This is a genomic window from Paraclostridium tenue, from assembly GCF_039521565.1.
Lineage (GTDB): Bacteria > Bacillota > Clostridia > Peptostreptococcales > Peptostreptococcaceae > Paraclostridium > Paraclostridium tenue.
Window position 1 is genome coordinate 126,004 of sequence record NZ_BAAACP010000006.1, and the last position, 24,521, is coordinate 150,524.

General features: G+C 27.6%; 30 protein-coding genes. 24 read left to right on the top strand and 6 right to left on the bottom strand.

Annotation, left to right across the window (positions count from 1 at the left end; all coding sequences use genetic code 11):
- Window positions 1-68: 68 nt before the first annotated feature.
- Window positions 69-404: a hypothetical protein gene (locus tag ABFX13_RS06430; protein ID WP_346044047.1), complete on the bottom strand. Its 336-nt coding sequence runs from the start codon at window positions 402-404 to the stop codon at window positions 69-71.
- A 141-nt stretch (window positions 405-545) separates the two neighbouring features.
- Here ABFX13_RS06430 and ABFX13_RS06435 point away from each other — a divergent pair, with 141 nt between their 5' ends.
- From ABFX13_RS06435 to ABFX13_RS06450, 4 genes are all read left to right on the top strand, one after another.
- The gene (locus tag ABFX13_RS06435) at window positions 546-1,319 is read left to right on the top strand and encodes an N-acetylmuramoyl-L-alanine amidase (RefSeq protein ID WP_346044049.1); all 774 of its coding nucleotides are present in this window, start codon (window positions 546-548) and stop codon (window positions 1,317-1,319) included.
- A 95-nt stretch (window positions 1,320-1,414) separates the two neighbouring features.
- Window positions 1,415-2,125 carry a zinc dependent phospholipase C family protein gene (locus ABFX13_RS06440; RefSeq protein WP_346044052.1) on the top strand — a complete coding sequence of 237 codons (711 nt, stop codon included), beginning with the start codon at window positions 1,415-1,417 and terminating at the stop codon, window positions 2,123-2,125.
- 136 nt (window positions 2,126-2,261) lie between these two features.
- Complete coding sequence (locus tag ABFX13_RS06445; RefSeq protein WP_346044054.1) at window positions 2,262-3,812, top strand: ABC-F family ATP-binding cassette domain-containing protein; 1,551 nt, start codon at window positions 2,262-2,264, stop codon at window positions 3,810-3,812.
- A gap of 9 nt (window positions 3,813-3,821) precedes the next feature.
- Window positions 3,822-4,469: a TIGR01906 family membrane protein gene (locus ABFX13_RS06450; protein WP_346044056.1), complete on the top strand. Its 648-nt coding sequence runs from the start codon at window positions 3,822-3,824 to the stop codon at window positions 4,467-4,469.
- A gap of 31 nt (window positions 4,470-4,500) precedes the next feature.
- Here ABFX13_RS06450 and ABFX13_RS06455 read toward each other — a convergent pair whose 3' ends face one another.
- Window positions 4,501-4,758: a cysteine-rich small domain-containing protein gene (locus ABFX13_RS06455; protein ID WP_147547181.1), complete on the bottom strand. Its 258-nt coding sequence runs from the start codon at window positions 4,756-4,758 to the stop codon at window positions 4,501-4,503.
- Between the two features lie 99 nt (window positions 4,759-4,857).
- Here ABFX13_RS06455 and hflX point away from each other — a divergent pair, with 99 nt between their 5' ends.
- The 4 genes from hflX to ABFX13_RS06475 all read left to right on the top strand — a co-directional run bounded on the left by hflX (window position 4,858) and on the right by ABFX13_RS06475 (window position 8,090).
- Window positions 4,858-6,141, top strand: coding sequence for a GTPase HflX (gene hflX / locus ABFX13_RS06460; protein ID WP_346044058.1), 1,284 nt, complete (start codon window positions 4,858-4,860; stop codon window positions 6,139-6,141).
- An 8-nt stretch (window positions 6,142-6,149) separates the two neighbouring features.
- The gene (locus tag ABFX13_RS06465) at window positions 6,150-6,812 is read left to right on the top strand and encodes a HEAT repeat domain-containing protein (RefSeq protein ID WP_346044060.1); all 663 of its coding nucleotides are present in this window, start codon (window positions 6,150-6,152) and stop codon (window positions 6,810-6,812) included.
- Between the two features lie 114 nt (window positions 6,813-6,926).
- Window positions 6,927-7,355 carry an NUDIX domain-containing protein gene (locus tag ABFX13_RS06470; protein WP_346044062.1) on the top strand — a complete coding sequence of 143 codons (429 nt, stop codon included), beginning with the start codon at window positions 6,927-6,929 and terminating at the stop codon, window positions 7,353-7,355.
- A 96-nt stretch (window positions 7,356-7,451) separates the two neighbouring features.
- A complete protein-coding gene (locus ABFX13_RS06475; RefSeq protein WP_346044065.1) occupies window positions 7,452-8,090 on the top strand; it encodes a YigZ family protein in 639 nt (212 codons plus the stop codon).
- 48 nt (window positions 8,091-8,138) lie between these two features.
- On the opposite strand, the gene ABFX13_RS06480 is transcribed toward ABFX13_RS06475, so the two are convergent.
- Together ABFX13_RS06480 and ABFX13_RS06485 are read right to left on the bottom strand one after the other, a co-directional pair.
- Window positions 8,139-8,516: a sulfite exporter TauE/SafE family protein gene (locus ABFX13_RS06480; protein WP_346044067.1), complete on the bottom strand. Its 378-nt coding sequence runs from the start codon at window positions 8,514-8,516 to the stop codon at window positions 8,139-8,141.
- A complete protein-coding gene (locus ABFX13_RS06485; protein WP_346044069.1) occupies window positions 8,516-8,884 on the bottom strand; it encodes a sulfite exporter TauE/SafE family protein in 369 nt (122 codons plus the stop codon). The genes ABFX13_RS06480 and ABFX13_RS06485 overlap by 1 nt, the downstream gene beginning before the upstream one ends.
- Window positions 8,885-8,995: 111 nt before the next feature.
- On the opposite strand from ABFX13_RS06485, the gene nadE reads away from it, so the two are divergent.
- Window positions 8,996-9,751: an NAD(+) synthase gene (nadE, locus tag ABFX13_RS06490; RefSeq protein ID WP_346044071.1), complete on the top strand. Its 756-nt coding sequence runs from the start codon at window positions 8,996-8,998 to the stop codon at window positions 9,749-9,751.
- Between the two features lie 142 nt (window positions 9,752-9,893).
- A complete protein-coding gene (locus ABFX13_RS06495; RefSeq protein WP_346044073.1) occupies window positions 9,894-10,616 on the top strand; it encodes a YebC/PmpR family DNA-binding transcriptional regulator in 723 nt (240 codons plus the stop codon).
- A gap of 30 nt (window positions 10,617-10,646) precedes the next feature.
- Here the strand turns inward: ABFX13_RS06495 and ABFX13_RS06500 are convergent, their stop codons facing one another.
- Together ABFX13_RS06500 and ABFX13_RS06505 are read right to left on the bottom strand one after the other, a co-directional pair.
- A complete protein-coding gene (locus tag ABFX13_RS06500; RefSeq protein ID WP_346044075.1) occupies window positions 10,647-10,970 on the bottom strand; it encodes a DUF1540 domain-containing protein in 324 nt (107 codons plus the stop codon).
- A 120-nt stretch (window positions 10,971-11,090) separates the two neighbouring features.
- Window positions 11,091-11,408 (bottom strand): hypothetical protein, encoded by a 318-nt coding sequence (locus ABFX13_RS06505; protein ID WP_346044077.1) that lies wholly within the window; start codon window positions 11,406-11,408, stop codon window positions 11,091-11,093.
- Between the two features lie 219 nt (window positions 11,409-11,627).
- Here ABFX13_RS06505 and ABFX13_RS06510 point away from each other — a divergent pair, with 219 nt between their 5' ends.
- The 14 genes from ABFX13_RS06510 to recJ all read left to right on the top strand — a co-directional run bounded on the left by ABFX13_RS06510 (window position 11,628) and on the right by recJ (window position 24,511).
- Window positions 11,628-12,227 (top strand): hypothetical protein, encoded by a 600-nt coding sequence (locus ABFX13_RS06510; protein WP_346044079.1) that lies wholly within the window; start codon window positions 11,628-11,630, stop codon window positions 12,225-12,227.
- 135 nt (window positions 12,228-12,362) lie between these two features.
- On the top strand, window positions 12,363-12,872 hold the full coding sequence (gene ruvC, locus ABFX13_RS06515; protein ID WP_346044081.1) for a crossover junction endodeoxyribonuclease RuvC: 510 nt from the start codon (window positions 12,363-12,365) through the stop codon (window positions 12,870-12,872).
- Window positions 12,865-13,467: a Holliday junction branch migration protein RuvA gene (ruvA, locus tag ABFX13_RS06520; protein ID WP_346044084.1), complete on the top strand. Its 603-nt coding sequence runs from the start codon at window positions 12,865-12,867 to the stop codon at window positions 13,465-13,467. Before ruvC ends, ruvA begins: the two co-directional genes overlap by 8 nt.
- Window positions 13,468-13,484: 17 nt before the next feature.
- Complete coding sequence (gene ruvB / locus ABFX13_RS06525) at window positions 13,485-14,498, top strand: Holliday junction branch migration DNA helicase RuvB (protein ID WP_346044086.1); 1,014 nt, start codon at window positions 13,485-13,487, stop codon at window positions 14,496-14,498.
- Window positions 14,499-14,600: 102 nt separating this feature from the next.
- Window positions 14,601-15,626, top strand: coding sequence for a tRNA preQ1(34) S-adenosylmethionine ribosyltransferase-isomerase QueA (queA, locus tag ABFX13_RS06530; RefSeq protein ID WP_346044088.1), 1,026 nt, complete (start codon window positions 14,601-14,603; stop codon window positions 15,624-15,626).
- A 16-nt stretch (window positions 15,627-15,642) separates the two neighbouring features.
- Window positions 15,643-16,140, top strand: coding sequence for a phosphate-starvation-inducible PsiE family protein (locus ABFX13_RS06535; protein WP_346044090.1), 498 nt, complete (start codon window positions 15,643-15,645; stop codon window positions 16,138-16,140).
- 24 nt (window positions 16,141-16,164) lie between these two features.
- Window positions 16,165-17,286 (top strand): tRNA guanosine(34) transglycosylase Tgt, encoded by a 1,122-nt coding sequence (gene tgt, locus ABFX13_RS06540; RefSeq protein ID WP_346044092.1) that lies wholly within the window; start codon window positions 16,165-16,167, stop codon window positions 17,284-17,286.
- Window positions 17,287-17,364: 78 nt separating this feature from the next.
- Window positions 17,365-17,637, top strand: coding sequence for a preprotein translocase subunit YajC (gene yajC, locus ABFX13_RS06545; protein WP_346044095.1), 273 nt, complete (start codon window positions 17,365-17,367; stop codon window positions 17,635-17,637).
- A 73-nt stretch (window positions 17,638-17,710) separates the two neighbouring features.
- Window positions 17,711-18,073: a TIGR04086 family membrane protein gene (locus ABFX13_RS06550; protein WP_147547226.1), complete on the top strand. Its 363-nt coding sequence runs from the start codon at window positions 17,711-17,713 to the stop codon at window positions 18,071-18,073.
- A 65-nt stretch (window positions 18,074-18,138) separates the two neighbouring features.
- Window positions 18,139-18,282, top strand: a complete 144-nt coding sequence (scfA, locus tag ABFX13_RS06555; protein WP_021122491.1) for a six-cysteine ranthipeptide SCIFF — start codon at window positions 18,139-18,141, stop codon at window positions 18,280-18,282.
- 142 nt (window positions 18,283-18,424) lie between these two features.
- Window positions 18,425-19,798 (top strand): thioether cross-link-forming SCIFF peptide maturase, encoded by a 1,374-nt coding sequence (gene scfB, locus ABFX13_RS06560; protein WP_346044100.1) that lies wholly within the window; start codon window positions 18,425-18,427, stop codon window positions 19,796-19,798.
- A 5-nt stretch (window positions 19,799-19,803) separates the two neighbouring features.
- Window positions 19,804-20,304 carry a gamma carbonic anhydrase family protein gene (locus ABFX13_RS06565; RefSeq protein ID WP_346044102.1) on the top strand — a complete coding sequence of 167 codons (501 nt, stop codon included), beginning with the start codon at window positions 19,804-19,806 and terminating at the stop codon, window positions 20,302-20,304.
- Window positions 20,305-20,388: 84 nt separating this feature from the next.
- Window positions 20,389-22,053, top strand: a complete 1,665-nt coding sequence (locus tag ABFX13_RS06570) for an ABC1 kinase family protein (RefSeq protein WP_346044105.1) — start codon at window positions 20,389-20,391, stop codon at window positions 22,051-22,053.
- A 13-nt stretch (window positions 22,054-22,066) separates the two neighbouring features.
- The gene (gene recJ / locus ABFX13_RS06575; protein WP_346044107.1) at window positions 22,067-24,511 is read left to right on the top strand and encodes a single-stranded-DNA-specific exonuclease RecJ; all 2,445 of its coding nucleotides are present in this window, start codon (window positions 22,067-22,069) and stop codon (window positions 24,509-24,511) included.
- Window positions 24,512-24,521 lie beyond the last annotated feature (10 nt).

A 24,521-nucleotide genomic window follows, 5' to 3' on the forward strand; every position in this document is an offset into this window, starting at 1 on the left:
GACACAATAAAACCATAGTTTTCAAAAAATAAAAATAAGCACCTAAAATATTTTTAAATTTAAGTGCTTTAAATTGTTTTTTTTATCTTTTTTATTTTTTTTCTTTTTTTTGTTTTTTTCTTAGATCTTGTAATTGCAGTATCAGTATCAGGAACTGGAGGGACAAATACATTATCTGAAGAATTTTCATGACAACTTTTAACAGATCCTATTAATGCTAATTCATCCGATAAAACAGCAAAGAAAGTAGAAAGTATACTTATATCTGTTATACTAACTTCATCTGATATTGCTACAGCTAAACTAGATGCAAGGACAATATAGTCTACATAACCAAAACGACAAAGTTTTGAATTGTTATTATCATTTCTATTAATAACTCTAGTTTTACGTACTTTAGACATATTAACCTCCAAATTACTTATATATAAATATATATGAAATAGAATAAGTGATAACAACTTAAAAATAAATTAATTACTTTACATAAAAATAAAGCCTATTGCTCAAATTATGTATATACAATTTAAGGAAGGAGAGAAAATATGAAAAAATATAAATTTTTAGTTGTAGGTATTATAGCTATAGGTATTATATTTATAGGAACTTCAAATCCATTGATGAATTTATATAAGTCAACTAATTTTATACGTAAAGAAAACAAAGAAAATGAAAATAAAAAATACATAATATGTATAGATCCCGGTCATCAAGAAAAAGGTGATCCGAACTTAGAGCCAATAGGGCCAGGTTCAAGTGCTAAAAAAGCCAGAGTATCATCAGGGGCAACTGGTATAGCAACTAAAAAACCAGAATATAAACTTAATTTAGAAGCAGCTATAGTTCTTAAACATATATTAGAAAATAAAGGATACAGTATTATAATGACTAGAGAAAGTCACGAAGTAAATATAAGTAACTCAGAAAGAGCAATTTTAGCAAATGAAAAAAATGCAGATTTATCAATAAGGATACATGCAGATAGTTTGACAAATTCATCAAAAACAGGAGCATCTATACTTATACCGCAAAAAGATGGAAAATACACAAGTGGAATATATGAAGAAAGCAATAAGTGTGCAATGAATATAAAAGACCAAATGGAGGGTGCTGGCATACAAGTAAATAGCATATTTGAAAGAGGTGATTTGACTGGGTTTAATTGGTCTAAAGTACCAGCAGTATTGATTGAAATGGGATTTATGAGTAACTATAATGAAGATTTAATGATGTCTAACCCTGAATATCAAAGAAAAATGATGCAAAGTGTAGCAGATGGTATAGAAATATATTTAAAAGATAGAGAAAATGGTAATTAAAAATAAATATAAAGGTTAACAAATATTAAAAAAAGTAATATATTGTTATTATCGGAATAAAATTAAGTTGTGTATACAGCTATTAGGTGATTATAATGAGAAAAAAAATAGAAAATGTTTATGGAAAAGCTTTATCAAGTACTTTTAAAGTAGTTAATCCTGTAAAAAAAAGTATTATAACTACAGATTGTGAAGTACACGTATTTATACAAGCAAATGCATTAGAAATATTAAAAAATGAAGGATATTTGAAAGAATATGAATTTTTTAAGAGTTATTTACCGCAAATAAATAAAGGCTTAATATGGGCTGATCAAGATTTTAAAAGTTACCATCATTTTTATAATCCACATTTAAAAAGAGGTAAGTTTGGATATGAAGAAAATGCTCTTACAATATCAACTAAAAATTATAATAAAGCTATTAAGTTTTTTAATCTTAATAAATTTGAACTAAGTCTTTTTTACTTTGGAGTAGCATGCCATATAATACAAGATCTAACTATACCTCAACATGCTAAAGGAAAGTTGCTAGACAATCATAGACAATTTGAGTTATATATAAAAAATAATTATATGTCTATACCAAGACTTAAAGCAAAAGATGGATTAATTAGAAAAAATAGTGTAGAAGAATATGCAGTTTATAACTCTACCCATGCTATAAACTATGATAAAATGTATAAAAATGTATCTAATTTAAAAAATAAGTTTTATATGTTAGGAACAAAGTGTCTACCATTGGCACAAAGAACATCTGCAGGATTTATGTTGATGTTTTTTGATACAGTATTTAATAATGAATAAAAGCTCTCTTTAATAAAGAGAGCTTTTATTCATTATTAAATATATATGAAAATACATGAAATTACTTGTATCACTTGATTTGATTAAAGAAAGAAGCTATTATGATATAGATAATAAAATAAGAAGAGGTGTTTAGATGCTAGTAGTTGAAAATGTTAGCCATGGATTTGGTGCAAGAACTATACTTGAAAATGTATCTTTTAGACTTAGAAAAGGTGAACATATAGCACTTATAGGAGCTAATGGAGAAGGTAAATCTACATTTTTAAATATAATAACAAAGAAATTAATGCCTGATGCAGGTAATATAAAATGGTCATCAAGAGTAACAGTTGGTTACTTAGACCAACATACAGTATTAACAAAAGGAAAATCTATAAGAGAAGTGCTTAGAGATGCTTTTAAGCCTATGTTTGACTTAGAACAAGAAATGATAAGCATGTATGATAAAATGGGTGAAGCTGATGAAGCTGAAATGAAAAAACTAATGGATGGAACGGCTGAAATACAAACTATTTTAGAAAATAGTGGCTTTTATATGATAGATGCTAAAATACAAGAAGTAGCTAATGGGCTAGGTCTTGGTGAAATAGGATTAGATAGAGATGTTACAGATTTAAGTGGTGGGCAAAGAACTAAAGTATTACTTACAAAGTTACTTTTAGAAAATCCTACAATATTAATACTTGACGAGCCTACTAACTACTTAGACGTAGAACATATTGAGTGGTTAACAAGATATCTTCAAGAATATGAAAATAGTTTTATATTAGTATCTCATGATATACCATTTATAAATGATACATGTAATGTAATTTATCATATGGAAAATGGAGAGCTTAATAGATACAAAGGAAATTATGATGAATTTGAAAGACTTAGAGATATAAAGAAAAGACAAGAAGAACAAGCTTATGAAAAGCAAGTTGAAGAAAGAAAGAAATTAGAAGATTTTGTTGCTAGAAATAAAGCAAGAGTTGCTACTCGTGGTATGGCAAACAGTAGACAAAAGAAATTAGATAAAATGGAAATATTAGAAAGACCAAAAGAAAAAATAAAACCTACATTTGCTTTTATGGAGTCTAGAGCATCAAGTAGATTCGTATTTAAAACAGAAGAACTTGTTTTAGGGTATAATGAGGCATTAACAAAACCGCTTAACTTTACTTTAGAGAGAAATCAAAAAATTGCCTTAAGAGGTATGAATGGTATAGGAAAATCAACATTATTAAAAACTCTTCTAGGGATAATAAAACCATTTGATGGTAAAGTAGAACTAGGAGATTACCTAGAAGTTGGTTACTTTGAACAAGAAAGCTCAAGAGAAAATAGCAATACACCTATGGATGAAATATGGGCAGAATATCCAGGGCTTACAAACTTTGAAGTAAGACAAGCTTTATCTAAATGTGGACTTACAAATGAGCATATAACTAGCCAAATGAGAGTTTTAAGTGGTGGAGAAGCTGCTAAGGTAAGATTATGTAAATTAATGTTAAAGAAAATAAACTTTTTAGTATTAGACGAGCCTACAAATCACTTAGATGTAGAAGCTAAAGATGAACTTAAAAAAGCTATAAGAGAATTTAAGGGAACTGTTTTACTAGTATCTCATGAACCTGAATTTTATATGGATATAGTTGATGATGTGTGGAATATAGAAGATTTCACAACTAAAATTGTTTAGGTAAAACATATGGAGTATAGTAAAAATAGAATTTTAAACTTGATATTTTCATTATCAATAAGCTTGTTTATAATAACTTCAATTATTAAATTTACAGTTAATTTTAAGCAATTATACTATTTTAGCATAGATTATTTAAATATACCAAAGTTAAGTAATATGACTAAAGAAGATATAAAACTTAATTATGATTATTTGATAGATTACAATACAAGCAATAGTGACTTAGATTTTAAATTACCTACATTAGAATCATCAGTTCAAGGAAAAATTCATTTTGAGGAAGTTAGAGATATATTTCAAAATGTAAAAAAATTAAATAATATAACTTTAATTTTTTTAATTTCAGGGATATATATAAGTATTAAAAATAAAGATTTAAGAATTTTAAAATATAGCTCAGTAACATTGATATTAATACCAATAGTATTAATTATGCCTATGATCATAAATTTTCAAAAGAGTTTTGAAGTATTTCATAATATATTATTTAAAAATGATTACTGGATATTTGATCCTAACTTAGACTCAGTAATAAACATATTACCAGCAGAGTTTTTCTTTCATTCAGCAATTATGATATTAATACTTATATTTACAATTAGTTTATTAATGATATTTAGTTATAAAAAATTAAGCAAAAGGAGTAGTGATTAATCACTACTCCTTTTATTTAATTTATAAACTATTATTTTTTACCTAGATTTAGGATATCACCTATTTTACTCATTATATAATCATGACTTTTTTTATTATGAGGAACTAAACAAGAAGAACAATCTTTTATTCCGTTTTCTGTATATTTAAAGTTTCCACCACAATTTTCTTTTAAAGCATATAGTGGACAATAGCAAAATAAACAGTTAAAGTTTTTAGGATCACTTACTTTATGGCAAGGAAAGTATTCACATTTATCATTACTAAAAAATTTATAATTATCAGACATAATATATACCTCCTAAAATATTTAGAGTTTTAATATAATTATACTAAAAATTTACAATAGTGGTATAATAAAAAAAAGTACATTAAATGAGGTGTTACAATGGAAAAAATAGTGGAAAAAGCTTTGTTAGTTGGGCTTAATATAACTACTAACGTAAAAAAGGTTGATGATATAGATATTAATGAATCTATGGAAGAATTAAAAGAGCTTGCAAAGGCAGCAGGAGCAGAAGTTGTAGGAAGTATTATACAAAATAGACCAGCAAGAGAAGCTGCCTTTTATATAGGAAAAGGGAAAGTAGAGGAAATAAAAGCATATTGTGAATCATTAGACGCTACAGTAATAATATTTAATGATGAATTATCAGGGGCGCAAATAAGAAATATAGAAGAATTAGTTCAAAGAAAAGTAATAGATAGAACAACTTTAATATTAGATATATTTGCTCAAAGAGCTTTAAGTAAAGAAGGTAAGTTGCAAGTTGAATTAGCTCAGTTAAAATATAGACTACCTAGACTATATGGTATGGGTGGAGAGATGAGTAGAACTGGAGCAGGTATAGGAACAAGAGGTCCAGGAGAGCAAAAATTAGAGGTAGATAAAAGACACATATTAAATAAAATGGCAGATATAAGAAGAGAACTTAGAGATGTAAAGAAAAACAGAGAAACTCAAAGAGCTCAAAGATTAAAATCTAATATACCTATAGTTGCTTTAGTAGGATATACAAATGCAGGAAAATCAACATTACTTAATGAGCTTATAAAAACTCATAAAGAATATAGTGTTGAAAAAGAAGTTTTATCAAAAGATATGTTATTTGCAACATTAGATGTTACTTTAAGGAAAGCTTTACTTCCTAATAAAAAGGAATTTTTAGTAGTAGATACAGTTGGATTTGTAAGTAAATTACCACATGATTTAGTAGAAGCATTTAAAGCAACTTTAGAAGAGGTTCATTATGCTGATTTAATAGTTCATGTTGTTGATGCAACAAATGAAAGTTTCGAAATTCAAGAAAATACTACTAAAAAAGTATTAAAGGAATTAGACGCTGAAGATAAGCCTACTATAATGACTTATAATAAAATAGATAAGTTAGAACTAGATATATATCCTAAAAATCAAGAGAATACAGTTTATATATCAGCTAAGCAAGGCATAAATATGGATAAACTTGTAGAAATGATTCAAACAGCATTGATGGAAAATACTCATAGAGTAGATTTGTTATTGCCATATGAAAGAGGAGATGTATTTAGTAAATTAAAAAATAAATATAATGTTGAAGAGTTTGAGTATGTTGAAAATGGAATAGAATTAACAGTTAGTTTAGATGAAGAAGACTATAATATATATAAAGAATATATAATAAATGAGTAGGGATTAATATGAATATATGTTGGGATAATATAGAAAATTTAGAGGATTATTTTATAACTTATCTTCTATATAAAGAATCTAGAACAGTATCTCAAATAAGTAAGATAAGGAATATTGAAATTCAAGAGGTAAATGACCATTTAATAAAGGCTAAGATAGAAATAAAAGCTATGCTTAAAAGTCAACTAGAACTATCTAAAGATGTATTAGATAAATTTTTAGAATTAGGCAAAGATGATAGAATTAATTTTATGAATAATCTAGATGATGAGAGATTATTACAATTTAAAAGAAAGTTATATAAAAGAATTATAACCGAAAAAAATGCAGAAGATTTAATGATATTAATATGGGCAACTGGTGAGTTAAATGATGATAGATTTTTAGGAATTTTACATTCATTAACTACACATAGACATTCAGATGTTAGAAGGATAACTTACTCGGCTCTTAGAAAAATATCTTCAGCTCAAAGTAGAGAATACTTTCAAAGAGGATTATATGATTCTAATGCACAAACACGTCAGTATTGTGCAAAAGCTTTAGCAAAAGTAGGAAATAAAAATAGTCTTTCAATGCTTAAAAGACTTAAAGAGAGAAAAAAAGACGAAAAAAATTATGTAATAAAAGCTTATGAAGATGCAATAGAACAGTTAGAAAAAACTACTTAATTATATAACATAAACACTATAAATTTAACATATAATGGATTAACATAAGAAATTACTTAAAAATTTATCTCCATAACTTGGTGTAAAAATATGGTTAAGTAGGGGGAATTTAATATGATACTAAGACGCTGTGCAGGGGGCATAGTATTTTATGCAAACAAAGTATTAATAATTAAAAATGACAGGGGAGAATGGACTATCCCTAAAGGAAAAATAAATGATGGTGATATCCCTAGTGAAGTTGCACCATTAAAAGTTAAAGAAGAAATAAAAGTTGAAGCTAAAGTGCTAGATATGGCAGGAGATACTATGTATGAATTTTATTCAAGAAGTAGACAACAAAAAGTGTGTAATGCTATTATGTGGTATATAATGGAGTCTGATGATACAAATTATGAAATTGTCGATGATAGCATTAAAGAAGCTGGATTTTTTAAAGTCAAAGATGCTTTAGATATGTTAACTCATAATAGAGAAAAATCACTAGTAGATATCTCGTATAAAAAGTTTAAAGATCTAAAAAAACAATGCGTTGATAACTAAGTATATAGTTATTATTACTTAAATAGAACAAGGTATTTACCTTGTTCTATTTTTATGATTATAATTATTATATAAATAAGTTTAGGAGGCTATATTATGTATAAGACATTACACGAATTTGGAATGGACGAGATTATAATAGATAAATCTACATTTATTGGATATGCAAAGCCTATAAAAACAGAAGAAGAAGCTATTGAATTTATAAATGAAATAAAGAAAAAACATAAAGATGCAAGGCATAATGTTTGGGCATATACCGTAGGCAAAAGTATGAATATACAAAGGTACAGTGATGATGGAGAGCCTCAAGGAACAGCAGGTATACCAACTTTAGAAGTTATAAAAAAGGAAGATTTAAGGGATGTTGTAGTTGTTGTTACAAGATATTTTGGAGGAATTAAATTAGGTGCTGGTGGATTGGTAAGAGCTTATACTAAAGGAGCTAAAATAGGACTTGAAGCTGCGAAAATAATTGAAAAAGTAATGTATCAAGAAGTTAAAATTAAAATAGATTATAATCAACTTGGTAAAGTTCAAAATGAAATAATGAATATGGGGTACTTTATAAAAGATACTATATATGCAGATAATGTAGAAATAATAGTTTATTCAAGAAAAAATGAAACTGAATGTATTATAGAAAAAATAAATGATATAACTAGTGCTACAGCAAATATAGTTTTAGGGGAAGAGTTTTATTTATCTGAAAAAGATGGACAAGTAATACTTTAAAATAAAAGTAATGTCTCAATATAATTAAAGTTATTGAGACATTACTTTTTACTTTTTACATTTAGACTGGGGAGAATTAAATATACCTTTTTTAACTTCTAATATTCCTACTATTAACAAGAATACTCCAAATACTCTTCTTAGAGTTTCTGATGAAATATAGTTAGCTAAGAAAGAACCAACTATAGCTCCAGCTATTCCAAAAAGAGCTATTGGGATTACCAAACTTAATATTACATTTTTATTTTTTATATGAATTATTAAAGCAAATATGGTCATAGGAACAGATGAAAGTAAGTTTACACTTTGTGCTATTTTTGGGTCTATGTTTAAAAATAGTATAAGTGCAGGAATTAATATTGTTCCTCCACCCATTCCCATTCCTCCTATTATACCTGAAAAAAATCCTATTATGATAAGTAGCATTAAAACACCATCCTTAGAGCAGCTATAATCATTATTATTCCAAATGAGATTCTAAGAAGCTTTCCTGTAAGTTTACAAAGAATTTTAGCGCCTATTATCCCACCTATTATACTTCCTATTGCAACTTTGAATGTTAGATTTAAATCATAAGTTCCTTTGGATACATATATAAAAGAACTTGTAACTGTTAAAAATACTACTATAGATAAAGCTGTTGCATGAGATTTATGTTCTTCTACTTTTAGTATATTATTTAAAATAGGTACTAATAATGTTCCTCCACCAGATCCAAAAATGCCATTTATAAATCCTGAAATAGAGCCTATAAGTGAGTTTTTAATATTAAAACTAAAGTATTTTTTATTCATATTATCACCTTCTTGAATTATTTTTAACATAAAGCATAAATTATATTTAATTAAAATAAAAATATCTGATATAATTGGCTTATCCAAAAAATGTAAGGAGGAACAGTTTATATGGCAAACATAAATGTTAAGATAGATAAAACTGTAGAATGGTTAAGAGAAAAAGTAAAGGAATCAAACACTAATGGTTTAATAGTTGGAGTATCAGGTGGTATTGATTCAGCAGTAGTTGCATACTTGATAAAAAAAGCTTTTCCAAATGATTCTATGGGTGTAATAATGAGTATAAAAAGTAACCCTCAAGATAGATTAGATGCACTTAAAGTAATACAGGGATGCGATATAGAGTATTTAGATTTAGATTTGACAGATGAACAAGTTAATATATATCAAAAAGTTATGAATAACTTAAAAGATAAAAATTTATATAATGAAAACAATGATAGAATGAGTGATGCTAATTTAAGAGCAAGGATAAGAATGAGTACTGTGTATACTGTAGCTAATAATATGGGATACTTAGTTGTAGGTACAGATAATGCAGCTGAAATACATACAGGATATTTTACAAAGTATGGAGATGGAGGAGTTGATTTAATTCCATTGGCTAATTTAACTAAAAAGGAAGTGTATGAATGGGCTAAAGTTTTAGGTATTCATGATGATATTATAAATAAAGCTCCATCAGCTGGACTTTGGGAAGGACAAACTGATGAAAATGAAATGGGAACTACTTATGATATGATAGATGCAATTGTAGAAGGTAGAGTAGATGAAGTTCCTCAAAAAGATAAAGAAATAATAGCTAGATTGCATAGGATAAGTGAGCATAAAAGACATACTGCAGCAGCTCCACCTAAGTTCTAATTTACTAAATTAAAGTTTTATGCTAAAATTACGGTGTATATAATATAAATTAATTCATATTACATATTGACTATACCTATAAGATATAAGCATAACAAAGTTTTATTTAGATAAAATAATTTACAGAGCAAGGAGTGAAATTATGGGACGTATAGGAAACATAATTAATAGAAAAGGTAAACAAGATGCTAAAAGAGCAAAGATATTTACAAAGCATGCTAGAGCTATAGCAGTTGCAGCTAAAGATGGTGGAGCTGATCCAGAATATAATGCAACTTTAAAAACTGCAATAGATAAAGCTAAAGCAGATAACATGCCTAATGATAATATAGATAGAGCTATAGCTAAAGGTGCTGGTGGTGGAGCAAATGAAAACTTTGAAACTATAGTTTATGAAGGATACGGACCAGGAGGAGTTGCAGTAATAGTAGAAACTTTAACTGATAATAAAAATAGAACTGCAGGAAATGTTAGATACTATTTTGATAAAAATGGTGGTAACTTAGGTACTAGTGGATGTGTATCTTTTATGTTTGATAGAAAAGGTCAAATATTAATAGAAGCAAATGATGAAGTATCAGAAGATGAATTAATGGAAACAGCTTTAGAAGCTGGAGCAGAAGATTTAATTGTTGAGGAAGATGGATTTGAAGTATTAACATCTCCAGAAGATTTCCAAGCAGTTAGAGATGAATTAGAAGCTAAAGGGTATAGTTTTATATCTGCAGAAGTAAAATTATTACCTCAAACTACTACTAAATTAACTGAAGAAGAACAATTAAAATTTATGAACAGATTAGTTGATATGCTAGAAGATGATGATGATGTTCAATCTATAGCACATAACTGGGAGATAGAAGAATAAATAAAAAGAGGAGATATATATCTCCTCTTTTTATTTATATTTAAAACTAGAACAGCTTGTCTCAGAATACATATTAGGTCTTTTAGTATCAGGTGAAACTTTAATAACATCTAATGTACATAAGTTATTCTCATTATAAGCACAAGTTTCTACTTTACAACATATACAAGAACAAGGACCATCATCATTTGTATTATTAGTTAAATTGCTGTAAACAAAATTTTCTAAAAATGATGCACAAGCTGTATGTTCGATTGTTTTTGCTTGACTTCCGTGTACATCAATTCTATTTGCGTAACATATGTTTTTATTATTGTGAGAACAATTTTCAACACTACAATTTATTTTACCCATGGAAATCCCTCCTTAATAGTATATAGTAAGATTATTTCCAAATAGATTTGTATATATACTAGATATAAATAAATCAGGCAATATAAATAATAAAAATATCAATATATTGCCTTTAAAAATTTAGTTATTGTGTGAAAATAATATATCATAATTTTTTATATCCATTAGAATTCTTGCAATTAGAACTGAACTTCCAGGATAAGTTTTTATCAAAGGGCAAATGTTGTATAAACCTGTTTCAAAATCCTTAAAAGTATATTTACAGTCTTTAGCTATAAGGTTTTCAAAATTTTTCACATAATTTTTTACATCTATAAATTGAGAAAGTGATAAATTTGCAAAAACACTTATCTTATGATTAGGTTGCTTTAAAAGCAATACCTGTTGTTTAAACTCAACAAATTCTAATCTATCTAAAAAGTTATTATCTATATTCAATAATTAACCCTCCTTGTATAAACTATCAGTATAAGTTTTTAACAGTATCATATGAAAATTGATTAGTAAATGGAACGGATATTTAAAATTTTTTAATTGAAAATGAATTTATAGATGATTGTAAGGACAGTGTTATAAAAAGATTACTAAATAATTTCAAATAAATGTATGAAAAATATCTAATTGGAAAAAATAACCGGTATAAGGAGGCTGTTTTTAATGTTCGAAAAGAAAAAAGAATTTCCTTGGCGAATACCGATTATGATAGTTTTAGGCATAGCAGTTCTCGCTGGAGGGATTTATGTAGGATTTAAAACATCAGATGAAGTGACCTCTAAAGATAAAGACATAAAACCAAGAAAAGAAGAAGAAATAGTTAAAGACACATTTAAACTAAGTAAAGATTGTGAAATTTGGGTAGAAAAAACATTTGAAGATGGAACATCAAGTAGTGAACCGCCAACTATGATAGGAACGATACCACCAGAATTAATAGGAAAATCAAAAAATGAGATAACTAAGTATCTAACAAAAAAATATCCAAATAGAACAATAAAAAAATTAGATAAATATGAAATAACTTTACAAGAAAAAGAAAAATTTAATGATCCCAAAAAAGCTAATCGATTTGTAATAGAGGACAATAAAGGTATTATAGTAGTTTGTAAGTATAATAGCAATGGAGACAGGGAAAAGATTGAAGATACTGACATTGAAACAGAGTCTTTGCCTAAAAAGGTTCAGGAAGAAGTTAAGGATGGTATATCTGCAACAACACAAGATGAAATATATTCCAAGTTAGAGGATTTTGGAAGTTAAATACTTAAAATAATTTAATAGTATCAAACTATAAAGAGATGAAAGGGAAACTTTTCATCTCTTTATAGTTTGTATAGAAATATGGTATTATATATTAATACAGAACGTAAGTTTCATAAAAGGAGTTATTTTAGTATGATTATTTTAGGTATAGATCCAGGAATAGCTATCGTTGGTTATGGAATTATAGAATACAAAAACAATAAATTTAAGGTTATTGATTATGGAGCAGTAACTACACCAGCACATATGGATATATTAAAAAGGTTAGAACTTGTTTATAAAGGTATAGACATGCTTATAAAAAATTACAATATAGATGAAGTTGGCATAGAAGAATTATTCTTTAATAAAAATGTAAAAACAGCTATTACAGTAGCACAAGCAAGAGGTGTTACTATGCTTGCCTGTGCACATAATAATAAGCCGGTATACGAGTACACACCTCTTCAAGTAAAGCAAGGTGTAGTTGGATATGGTAGAGCACAAAAAGCTCAAGTACAACAGATGGTTAAATCTTTTTTAAATTTAAAATCGGTACCAAAACCAGATGATGTAGCAGATGCATTAGCAGTTGCAATATGTCATTGTCATTCAAATAAATTAGAAAAAACACTTAAAAATATAGGGGGGAAATATGTATAGTTATATAAAAGGAAGTATAGAAGAAATAAACTTAGATAGCTTAGTAATAGAGGCAAATAATATTGGATATAAAATTAATGTATCATCAAATACACTATCAGATTTAAAATTAGGAAAAGAATATAAAATATATACAAAATTAATAGTGAGAGAAGATGACATGAGTCTTTGTGGTTTTTCAACAAAAGAGGAACTTAATATGTTTGAATTATTAAATTCAGTATCTAAGATAGGACCTAAGGTTGCATTAGGTATATTATCTTTTGCAACTCCAAAGCAAATAGGTGCATATATAGTTAGTGAAGATGTAACTAAAATGTCTAAAGCTCCTGGAGTTGGAAAGAAAACAGCAGAAAGAATTATTTTAGAATTAAAAGATAAGATAGATAAAAATAATATTGAGTTTGAACCAACACTTCTTTCACAAGCTCCAATAACTGTATCTCAAGATGAAGCAGTTGATGCACTTATTGCTCTTGGATATTCATCTCAAGAATCAAAAGAAGCCGTTAATAATTGTAAAAAAGGTGGAATGAATACAGAAGATATAATAAAGAAATCATTAAGTTATTTAATGAGTAAATCTCTTAGATAAGGGGGCGAATTTAAATTATGTTTGAAGATGAAAATAGAATAATAACATCTACCATGCAAAATGAAGATGTTGATATAGAAAATAATTTAAGGCCTAAAAGTTTAGATGATTATTTAGGACAAAAGAAAGCTAAAGAACTTTTAAAAATATTTATAGAAGCAGCAAAAGCTAGAAATGAACAACTAGACCATGTTTTATTATATGGACCACCTGGACTTGGAAAAACAACATTAGCATCTATAATAGCTAGTGAGATGGGGGTTAATCTTAGGATAACTTCAGGACCTGCAATAGAAAGAGCTGGAGATTTAGCTGCTATTTTAACTAATTTAAATGAAAATGATGTTTTATTTATAGATGAAATTCACAGAATAAGTAGAACTGTAGAAGAAGTTTTATATTCAGCTATGGAAGATTATTGTTTAGATATAATTATAGGTAAAGGTCCATCAGCTAGAAGTATAAGACTTGATTTACCTAAATTTACTTTAATTGGGGCAACTACTAAAGCTGGTATGTTAACTAACCCTTTAAGAGATAGATTCGGAGTTATATGTAAGTTAGATTATTATACAGTTGAAGAATTGGCACAAATAGTAATTAGATCATCAAGCATATTAGGAGCAGAGATTCAAATTGGAGGAGCTACAGAAATAGCTAGAAGATCTAGAGGAACACCAAGAATATCAAATAGATTATTAAAAAGAGTTAGAGATTATGCACAAGTTAGAGCGGATGGAAATATAACAGACGAAGTTGCAAATGATGCATTGGAACTATTAGGAGTGGATAGTTTAGGGCTTGATCATGTCGATGAAAAACTTTTAAATACAATAATTGAAAAATTTAAGGGAGGTCCTGTTGGATTAGATACTTTAGCAGCTTCTACAGGAGAAGATAGAAATACAATAGAAGATGTTTATGAGCCATATTTACTTCAATTAGGATTTATAAATAGAGGACCTAGAGGTAGAATTGCAATGCCTTTAGCTTATGATCATTTGAAAATACCATACCCTAGTAAAAAATAAAAAATAAATAAGCATATTGACAATAAATATCATTAATATAGAAAAATATTATTTTTTTTGTTATGATGTAATTTGTACTAAAATATAGAAAGGACGTTTAAATTGAAAACTAGCGATTTTTATTTTGACTTACCAGAAGAATTAATAGCTCAAACACCTCTTGAAGATAGATCTAATTCAAGACTTATGGTTTTAGACAAAAAAACTGGGGAAATTGAGCACAAAATATTTAAAGACGTTATAGATTATTTAAATCCAGGAGATTGTTTAGTTCTTAATAATACAAGAGTTATACCAGCAAGACTTATAGGAGAAAAAGTTGATACTGGTGGTAAAATAGAATTTCTTTTATTAAAAAGAACTGATAAAGATATTTGGCAAGCATTAGTTAAACCAGGAAAGAGAGCTAAGGTAGGAACTAAGTTCTCATTTGGAAATGGAAAGCTTATAGGAGAGGTAGTAGGACTTGCAGAAGAAGGTTCTAGATTAGTTAAGTTTCACTATGAAGGTATATTTGAAGAAGTTTTAGATGAACTTGGAAATATGCCACTACCTCCATATATAACAAAAAGACTAGAAGAAAGAGAAAGATATCAAACTGTTTATTCAAAACATAATGGCTCAGCAGCAGCACCAACAGCAGGTCTTCACTTTACAGAAGAACTTTTAGATAAAATAAAAGAAAAAGGTGTAGATATTGCTTTTGTAACATTACATGTAGGACTTGGAACATTTAGACCAGTTAAGGTGGATGATGTTTTAGAACATGAGATGCATTCAGAATATTATATGGTAGATAAAGAAGCAGCTGAAAAAATAAATAAAGCAAAGAAAAATGGGAATAAAGTTATATGTGTTGGAACAACTAGTTGTAGAACTGTTGAGTCAGCAAGTAACGAAAATGGTGAAATTGTAGAATCTAGTGGATGGACTAATATATTTATATATCCAGGATATAAATTTAAAATGGTAGATAAATTAATAACTAATTTCCATTTACCAGAATCTACACTAATAATGTTAGTAAGTGCATTGGTTTCAAAAGATGTTGTTTTAAATGCATATAATACTGCAGTTTTAGAAAAGTATAGATTCTTTAGTTTTGGGGATGCGATGATAATTAAATAAATATTAGGGGGCTAATATGAAAAAGATAGATGAAAAAAGTCTAGCGCTTAAAATAGCCTATGTATTTGAATCATTATTAGCAATGGTTGTACTTATTGCAGTATTTTTAGGTACAATTGATGTACTTAGGATGATATGGCAATCATATATTGTCGAATATGAAACTATAGTACAGTATGCTCAATTTAATGATTTATTAGGACAAATATTATTATTAGTTATAGGAGTAGAATTAGTAGTGATGTTATCACTACATATTCCGGGCGCATTAATTGAAGTATTATTGTATGCTATAGCTAGAAAATTATTATTACTACCTAAAAGTGAAGGAATGTTTGAATTGCTTTTAGGAATAATGGCTATAGCTGGATTATTTGCAATAAGAAAATACTTACTGACAGATGATAATAGTTCAATGAATGTTACCAGTATTCATTATGAAGAATGTGAAGAAGATGACTGTGAATGTCATAAAAGAAATTTAGAACAAGCTTTAAATTATCAAAAAAAATAATAAAGAGAGTTAAGGAGAGTCAGCATGAGTGCAATAAGATATGAACTTATAAAAACTTGTAAGCAAAGTGGAGCAAGACTAGGAAGATTACATACTCCTCATGGGGTAATTGAGACACCAATATTTATGCCAGTTGGAACTCAAGCAACTGTAAAGTCTATGACACCAGAAGAATTAAAAGAAATAGGATCTCAAATAATATTAAGTAACACGTATCATTTATACATGAGACCTGGTCATGATTTAGTTAAAGAAGCTGGAGGGCTTCATAAGTTTATGAACTGGGATAAACCTATACTTACAGATAGTGGAGGGTTCCAAGTATTTAGCTTAGGACCACTTAGAAAAATAACTGAAGAAGGTGTACACTTTAGATCTCATATAGATGGGTCTAAACACTTTATAAGTCCAGAAAAGGCTATGGAAATACAAAATGCATTAGGTTCAGATATCATGATGGCATTTGATGAATGTGCTCCATATCCAGCAGATAGAGAATATGTTAAAAATTCTTTAGAAAGAACTACAAGATGGTTAAAAAGATGTAAAGAAGCTCATAAAAATACAGAAAATCAAGCCTTATTTGGTATAATTCAAGGTGGTATGTATAAGGATTTAAGAGAACAATCAGCAAAAGAAATATTAGAATTAGACTTACCTGGATATGCAGTAGGTGGTTTAAGTGTTGGAGAGCCAAAAGAATTAATGTATGAGGTTTTAGATTATACAGTACCTCTAATGCCAGAGAATAAGCCAAGATATTTAATGGGTGTTGGAAGTCCTGACGACTTAATAGAAGGGGTAATAAGAGGAATAGATATGTTTGACTGTGTATTACCTACGCGTATAGCTAGAAATGGTACTGCTATGACAAGTGAAGGAAAAGTAGTAGTTAGAAATGCAAAATATGCAAGAGATTTTGGACCGTTAGATCCTAATTGTGATTGCTACTGTTGTAAAAACTATACAAGAGCTTATATAAGACATTTAGTTAAAGCTAATGAAATATTAGCTGCAAGACTTATAACTACACATAACTTACATTTCTTATTAGATTTAATGAAGCAAGTAAGACAAGCTATAATGGAAGATAGATTATTAGATTTTAGAAGAGAATTTTTCCAAAAATATGGCTATGAATTATAATTATTTTAAGTTATAATGATTATTATACCGAACAAAAATTAAAATGTTTAATAAATATGATAAAAAGGAGTGACTTATATGCCTCAAGCTGTAGTAGGGATACTTATGTGGGTTGTGTTTTTTGCAATATTTTATTTCTTCTTAATAAGACCACAAAAGAAAAAAGATAAACAATTAAAAGAAATGAGAGATAGCTTAAGTGTAGGAGCTAAAGTTGTAACAATAGGTGGTATAGTAGCTAATGTAGCTAAAGTTGAAGAAGATGTTGTTATACTAGAAATCGGACCAAGTAGAACAAAAGTACCATTTGAAAAATGGGCTATAGCATCTACACAATCAGAATCAAAATAAAAATAAAATCAATAATTGTAATTACAAAACCTCCCCTTGAATATAATTTTATATGAAAGGGGGAGGTTTTTTTATGGAAAAATCAAGTAATATATTCAAAGGTTTAGGATATGCTTACATAATAACATTAGCAAGCTTATTAATTTATAATTTATTATTAACATTTACAAGTATTTCTTCAACTAGTATAGCTATGGCAACTTCGGCTATAACGACAGCATCTGCTGCATTTGGTGGATTTTATGCATCTATGAAAATAAAGGAAAAGGGACTTTTGTACGGTGTATTAGTTGGGTTAACTTACATATTATGTTTAATGATAGTAGTGTTTTTGGCTAAAGATTCTTTCACATTTGAAATGACTACAGCATATAAAGTACTATTGACAACTTTGGCAGGAGGAATAGGTGGTGTTTTAGGGGTTAACTTTAAATAAATTTCCACTTATGTAAATTTTATGATATAATCAATAAAGGTTTAGTAAGATAGGAGGTAGTTAAAATGGAAAAGAAGCATATAAAAACTTTATCTAAAGCTACTTTAAAAGAAAGTGCGGCAAAAGGTGGATGTGGAGAATGTCAAACATCTTGTCAATCTGCTTGTAAAACTTCTTGTACAGTTGCAAATCAAGAGTGCGAGAGATAATAAATTTATTATTTAACAAAAAGGCAGCTATATAAGCTGCTTTTTTTGAGTGAAATTGAAATATGCGGATATAAAAGATAAATAGTCTATAAGTCTATTTATATGATAATATATAGATATAAACAAACTAGGAGGGCACATTATGAGTATGATACATAAGTTTTCAATGAACGGATATAATATAGTTTTAGACGTAAATGGTGGAGCTGTTCATGTTGTAGATGAAGTAGCATATAACTTATTAGACCACTACAAAGAAAAATCTTTAGATGAAATAATAAAAGAATTAAGTGAAAATTACACAGAAGAACAAATAAAAGAAGCATATAACGAAATAAAAACTTTAGAAGATGAAGGATTATTATATACAGTAGATACATATAAACATCATCCAAACTTTATTGATAGAAAAAAAGTTGTAAAAGCTTTATGTTTACATGTTGCACATGATTGTAACTTAAAGTGTAAATATTGTTTTGCAGCACAAGGAGATTTTGGTGGAGCTAAAGAATTAATGAGCTTTGAAGTTGGAAAAAAAGCTATAGATTATTTAATAGCTAATTCAGGAAATAGAAGGAATTTAGAAATAGATTTCTTTGGTGGAGAGCCATTAATGAACTTTGAAGTTGTAAAACAACTTGTTGAGTACGGTAGAAGTGTAGAAAAAGAAAATAATAAAAACATAAGATTTACAATAACTACAAATGGTGTATTACTTGATGATGATAAAATAAAATATATAAATGAAAATATGCACAATGTAGTTTTAAGTTTAGATGGAAGAAAAGAAGTTAATGATAGAATGAGACCTACATTAAATGATAAGGGAAGTTATGACATAATAATGCCTAAGTTTAAAAAGCTTGTAGAAAGTAGACCTAAAGATAAATACTACTATATAAGAGGAACTTTCACTAGAGAAAACTTAGACTTTTCAGAGGATGTACTTCATTTTGCAGATGAAGGGTTTGAACTTACATCAGTAGAGCCTGTTGTAGATGATGAAAGTAATCCATTTGCATTAAGACAAGAAGATATGGAAAAAGTATTTAATGAATATGAAAAATTAGCTGTTAAGTATTCAGATAGATTATTAAATGGAGAAAACTTTAAGTTCTTCCACTTTATGATAGATTTAAATCAAGGACCTTGTGTAATAAAGAGAATAACAGGTTGTGGAGCTGGAAATGAGTATTTAGCCATAACTCCAAATGGAGATATTTATCCATGTCATCAATTTGTTGGTAAAGATGAATATAAGCTTGCAAATATAAATGATGAAGAAATAGTAATTCCAAGAGAGTTAACAGATACATTTAAAAATGCTCATGTATACAGTAAAGAAGATTGTCAAAATTGTTGGAACAAATTCTACTGTTCAGGTGGATGTCATGCAAATGCAGTAAACTTTAATGGAGATGTAATGAAACCATATGAGTTAGGTTGTGAAATGCAAAAGAAACGTACTGAATGTTCTATAATGATACAAGCAAGATTAATGATAGAAGGGAAGTAGATATAGTGATAAAGGGGTATAAAGGTAAAAAACCCACATTTGACTCAAGTGTTTTTATAGCAGAATCAGCAGATATTATTGGTGATGTCAAAATAGGAAAGAATTCAAATATTTGGTATAATACAGTTATAAGAGCAGATGAGAATTCTATAACTATAGGTGAAAATACTAATATACAAGATGGTACAGTTGTACATATAGAATATAACTGTGAAACTTTAATAGGAAATAATGTAACTGTAGGACATAAAGCCATTATACATGGATGCAAAATAGGAGATAATACTTTAATAGGAATGGGATCTATAATATTAGGTGGAGCTGAAATTGGAGAATATACATTAGTTGCTGCAGGAAGTTTAGTTCCTCCAAATAAAAAAATACCATCAGGAGTTCTTGTAAAAGGATGTCCTGCACAAGTTATAAGAGAACTTACAGAAGAAGAAAAACAAAATCTTGTGAACTCTGCGTTAAAATATGTAGAAACTGCAAATAATCATAAATAGGTTAAGAAAAGGGGCAATATAAAATATATTGTCCTTTCTTCTCTTATAAATAATATTATTTAAACTAAGACTAGGGTGTGAAAAATGAAAGTAAGTTATAGACATTTAAAAAGATATAAAGAAATAGTTCGAATACTTTTAAAATATGGATTTAGTATTATAGTAGAAAAACTTAATATAGAAGGTGTAGCTTACAAGATTCCAATAACAAATCCACCGATAGAAATAAAAAATATGTCCACAGGAGAAAGGTTAAGAAAAGCCTTTGAAGAATTAGGACCAACATATGTAAAATTAGGGCAAATACTAAGTACTAGAAAAGATTTATTAGATCAAAGTGTTATAAATGAGTTGGTGAAATTAAGAGATAATGTAGATGTATTTGACACTAATGTAGCTATAAGTATACTAGAAGAAGAACTTAAGATGCCTATAAGTGATATTTTCCTAGAATTTAATTCTACGCCTATAGCAGCAGCATCCTTAGGTCAAGTTTATGAAGCAAAGTTAAAAAGTGGAGAAAGTGTAATAGTAAAAGTTCAAAGGCCAAAAGTAGAAAGTATAATAAAGTCAGATATAGAGATATTAAAAGCAATTGCAAGTGCTATTAAAGATTTTAATAAAGATTTAAATGTAGATATAGAAGGTATAGTTGAAGATTTTGAAACACAACTTTTAAGAGAGTTAGATTATAATTTTGAAGCTATAAATGGACTTAAATTTCAAAATATATTCTCTGATACAACAGAAGTATATATTCCAAATGTATTTATGGAGTATACAACTAAAAAAGTGTTAGTATTAGAAAAAATAGTTGGAGTTAAACTTAGCGATATTGATAAAATGAAAGAGTTAGGTTGGAATACTAAAAAAATTAGTGAAATAGGAATGAATTCTTTATTTAAACAAATATTTGAATATGGTTTTTTTCATGCAGACCCACATCCAGGGAATATATTTGTTATAAATGAAAATTGTATAGCATATATAGACTTTGGAATGATAGGTATAATAGATAAAAAGACATTAAATGTATTAAATTCTATAGCGTTTGCCGCAGTGGATAAAAACATAGATAGAATTATATATTTACTTATGGAACTAGATGTTATATCTTATGACACTAATTTAAGTGGATTGAGACAAGATTTACTTTATTTAATGCATTATTATTATGATGTTCCTATAGATAAGTTAAATTTAGGGGATATATTAAATGAAGTATTTAGATTTTGTAGAACTTATAAGGTAGCACTACCACCTCAGTTAGTTTTATTAGTAAAAGCATTAATAACTCTTGAAGGAACAGCTAGAGAACTTAATCCTAAATTTTCTATAACTATAGCTGGGAAATCATTTATGAAATATTACTATTTAAATAGATTAAATCCAGAAAATATATTAAAACAATCAAAGCAAAGTACACAAGAAGCTATTGCGGATGTAAGGATAATACCTAGACAATTAAAAAGTATACTTAGAAATTTAGAAAAAAATAATATTAAACTTCATATAGAAGATGTGAAATTTTCTAAATTAGAAAAGATAATAACTGATTTAGCAACTCAATTATCCTTGAGTTTAGTTTTAGCAGCATTATTAGTAGGATCATCTTTAATAATAGCATCACCTAATATCAATAATAGTTTTTGGGTTAAAACACTAGCTTTTTCAGGGTTTATAGTTTCTTTTTTAGTTGGGATATTGTTAATTATAAAAATAATAAGATCTGAATATATAAAAAAATAGGGGGTGATTGTCTATGTTTAACAAAAAATGGACACTTAAGTATAAAGGAAGTATAAAGGATTACGATTTAAATAAAAAAATGAAAATTTCCCCGGAAATAGGTCAGATATTAAAAAATAGAGGTATTAACAGCGAAGAAGATGCTGAAATTTTCATAAATCCGTCGCTAGATTACTTAAGAGACCCATTTTTAATGAAGGATATGGAAAAAGCTGTAGATAGAATAGAGTATGCTATAAAAAATAATCAAAATATATGGATATATGGAGATTATGATGTAGATGGGGTATCTTCGACTTCTGTACTATGTTTATATTTTGATTCTATAGGATTTCCAGTAAAGTATTATATACCTAATAGATTAGAAGAAGGTTATGGTATAAATGAAGATGCCATAGAAGTTTTAAAAAATCAAGGATGTGATTTGTTAATAAGTGTAGACTGTGGTATAACATCTGTAAAAGAAGTGGAATTAGCAAATCAATTAGGTATAGATGTTATAATAACAGATCACCACGAAGTGCAAGATGAAATACCTAACGCTTATGCAGTTATAAATCCTAAACAAGAAAATTGTAATTACCCGTTTGATATGTTATGTGGATGTGGAGTAGCATTTAAACTTATACAAGCATTAACTCCAGCAGAAGAATTTAAAACTTCTATGCATAATTACTTAGAGATTGTAACATTAGCAACTATATGTGATATAGTTCCACTTGTAGATGAAAACAGGATAATTGTTAAAAATGGATTAAAGCTTATGAAAAATGGAATAAATTTAGGGCTAAAAGAACTTATAAAGGTATGTGGAATAGATACAGATAAAATAGGTTCATCTCATGTCGGATTTTCTATAGGTCCTAGAATAAATGCATCGGGAAGATTAGGTTATTCATATTTAGGAGTTGAATTATTTACAACGAAATCTAAAGAAGAAGCTATTGAAATAGCAAGTTTATTAGAGGATAAGAACAATGAAAGACAAATGATAGAAGCAAAAATGTATCAAGAAGCTGAAGATATAATTAATAGTGACGAAAGATATAAAGATGATAAGGTATTAGTAATAGCAAATAAAGGATGGCAACATGGGGTTATAGGAATAGTAGCATCAAAATTAACGGAAAAATATTATAAACCTACTATACTTTTAACTATAGAAGATGAAGAAGCTACAGGTTCTGCTAGATCAATAAAAGGATTTAGCATATTTGATACCCTTGTAAAGTGCTCTGATTTACTTGAAAAGTTTGGAGGTCATGAGCAAGCAGCTGGATTATCTATGGATAAAAATAATATAGATGAGTTAAGAAAACGAGTTAATGAAATAGCAGATTACAACCTTACAGATGAAGATATGATAGAAAATATATCTGTAGAATTTGAATTAAATGAAGGTTCTATAGATTTTAATTTGATTGAAGAATTACATAGCTTAGAACCATTTGGAATGAGTAATCCAAGCCCTAGATTCATAATTAGAGATTTAGAAATAAGATCTATATTTAGAATGGGTAAAGAGAAAAATCATCTGAAATTAAACTTAGAAAAAGATAAAGTATATGAATGTGTTGGATTTAACATGGCCTATATGGCTGAAAATTATGAAGTTGGAGATAAAGTGGACGTACTATTTCAACTAGATGAAAATAATTATATGGGAAATAGGAAAATACAGTTCTTGTTAAAAGATATAAGACTTTCATATCCAAAGAATACAAGTAAAAATATAAATAGTATAAAATTATTTGAAAGCTTAAAGCCATGCATAGAATCTAAAGACATAGAAATTAAAAATAAAAATATAAATATATGTGGAAGTAAAGATATAAATATATTTGATTATATAAATGATAAGAGTTTAATCATTGTAAATTCGATAAATGGATTTTTTAAAGCTGTATCAGATTTATCACTTACAGAATATGAATTTGATATAAATTATAATATTATAGAGAAGATAAACGACAAAGTTCAACTTATATTCTTTCCCTATATTGATAAAATAGATTTAAAAAGATATAATAATATTATTCTTTATGATTATTTATATGATATAGAAGAATATTCATTTTTATGTGAATATACAAATAATCAATGTGAGATTATAAAGTATTATGATGAAAATGACTTAATATATATAAATAATATAGTAGATAGTATAATTCCAAATAGAGAAGAATTTATAGCTTTATATAAACTTGTATCTAAATATAGAGAAGTTAAAATTAATATATTAGAAATTAAATCGAATTTAAATATAGCACCTATAAAATTATTTGCTATGTTAAATGTATTTAAAGAATTAGAATTAATGAATTTTAATATAGATAATAAAAGCAATACTTTAAATATGGAAATTATGCCAAAGCCAAATTCTAAGATTGATTTAAGTTCAAGTTTAATTTTACAAAGACTGAATCAACTTAAAGATAAATATAAACAGAGCTATTAGGAGGATTTAA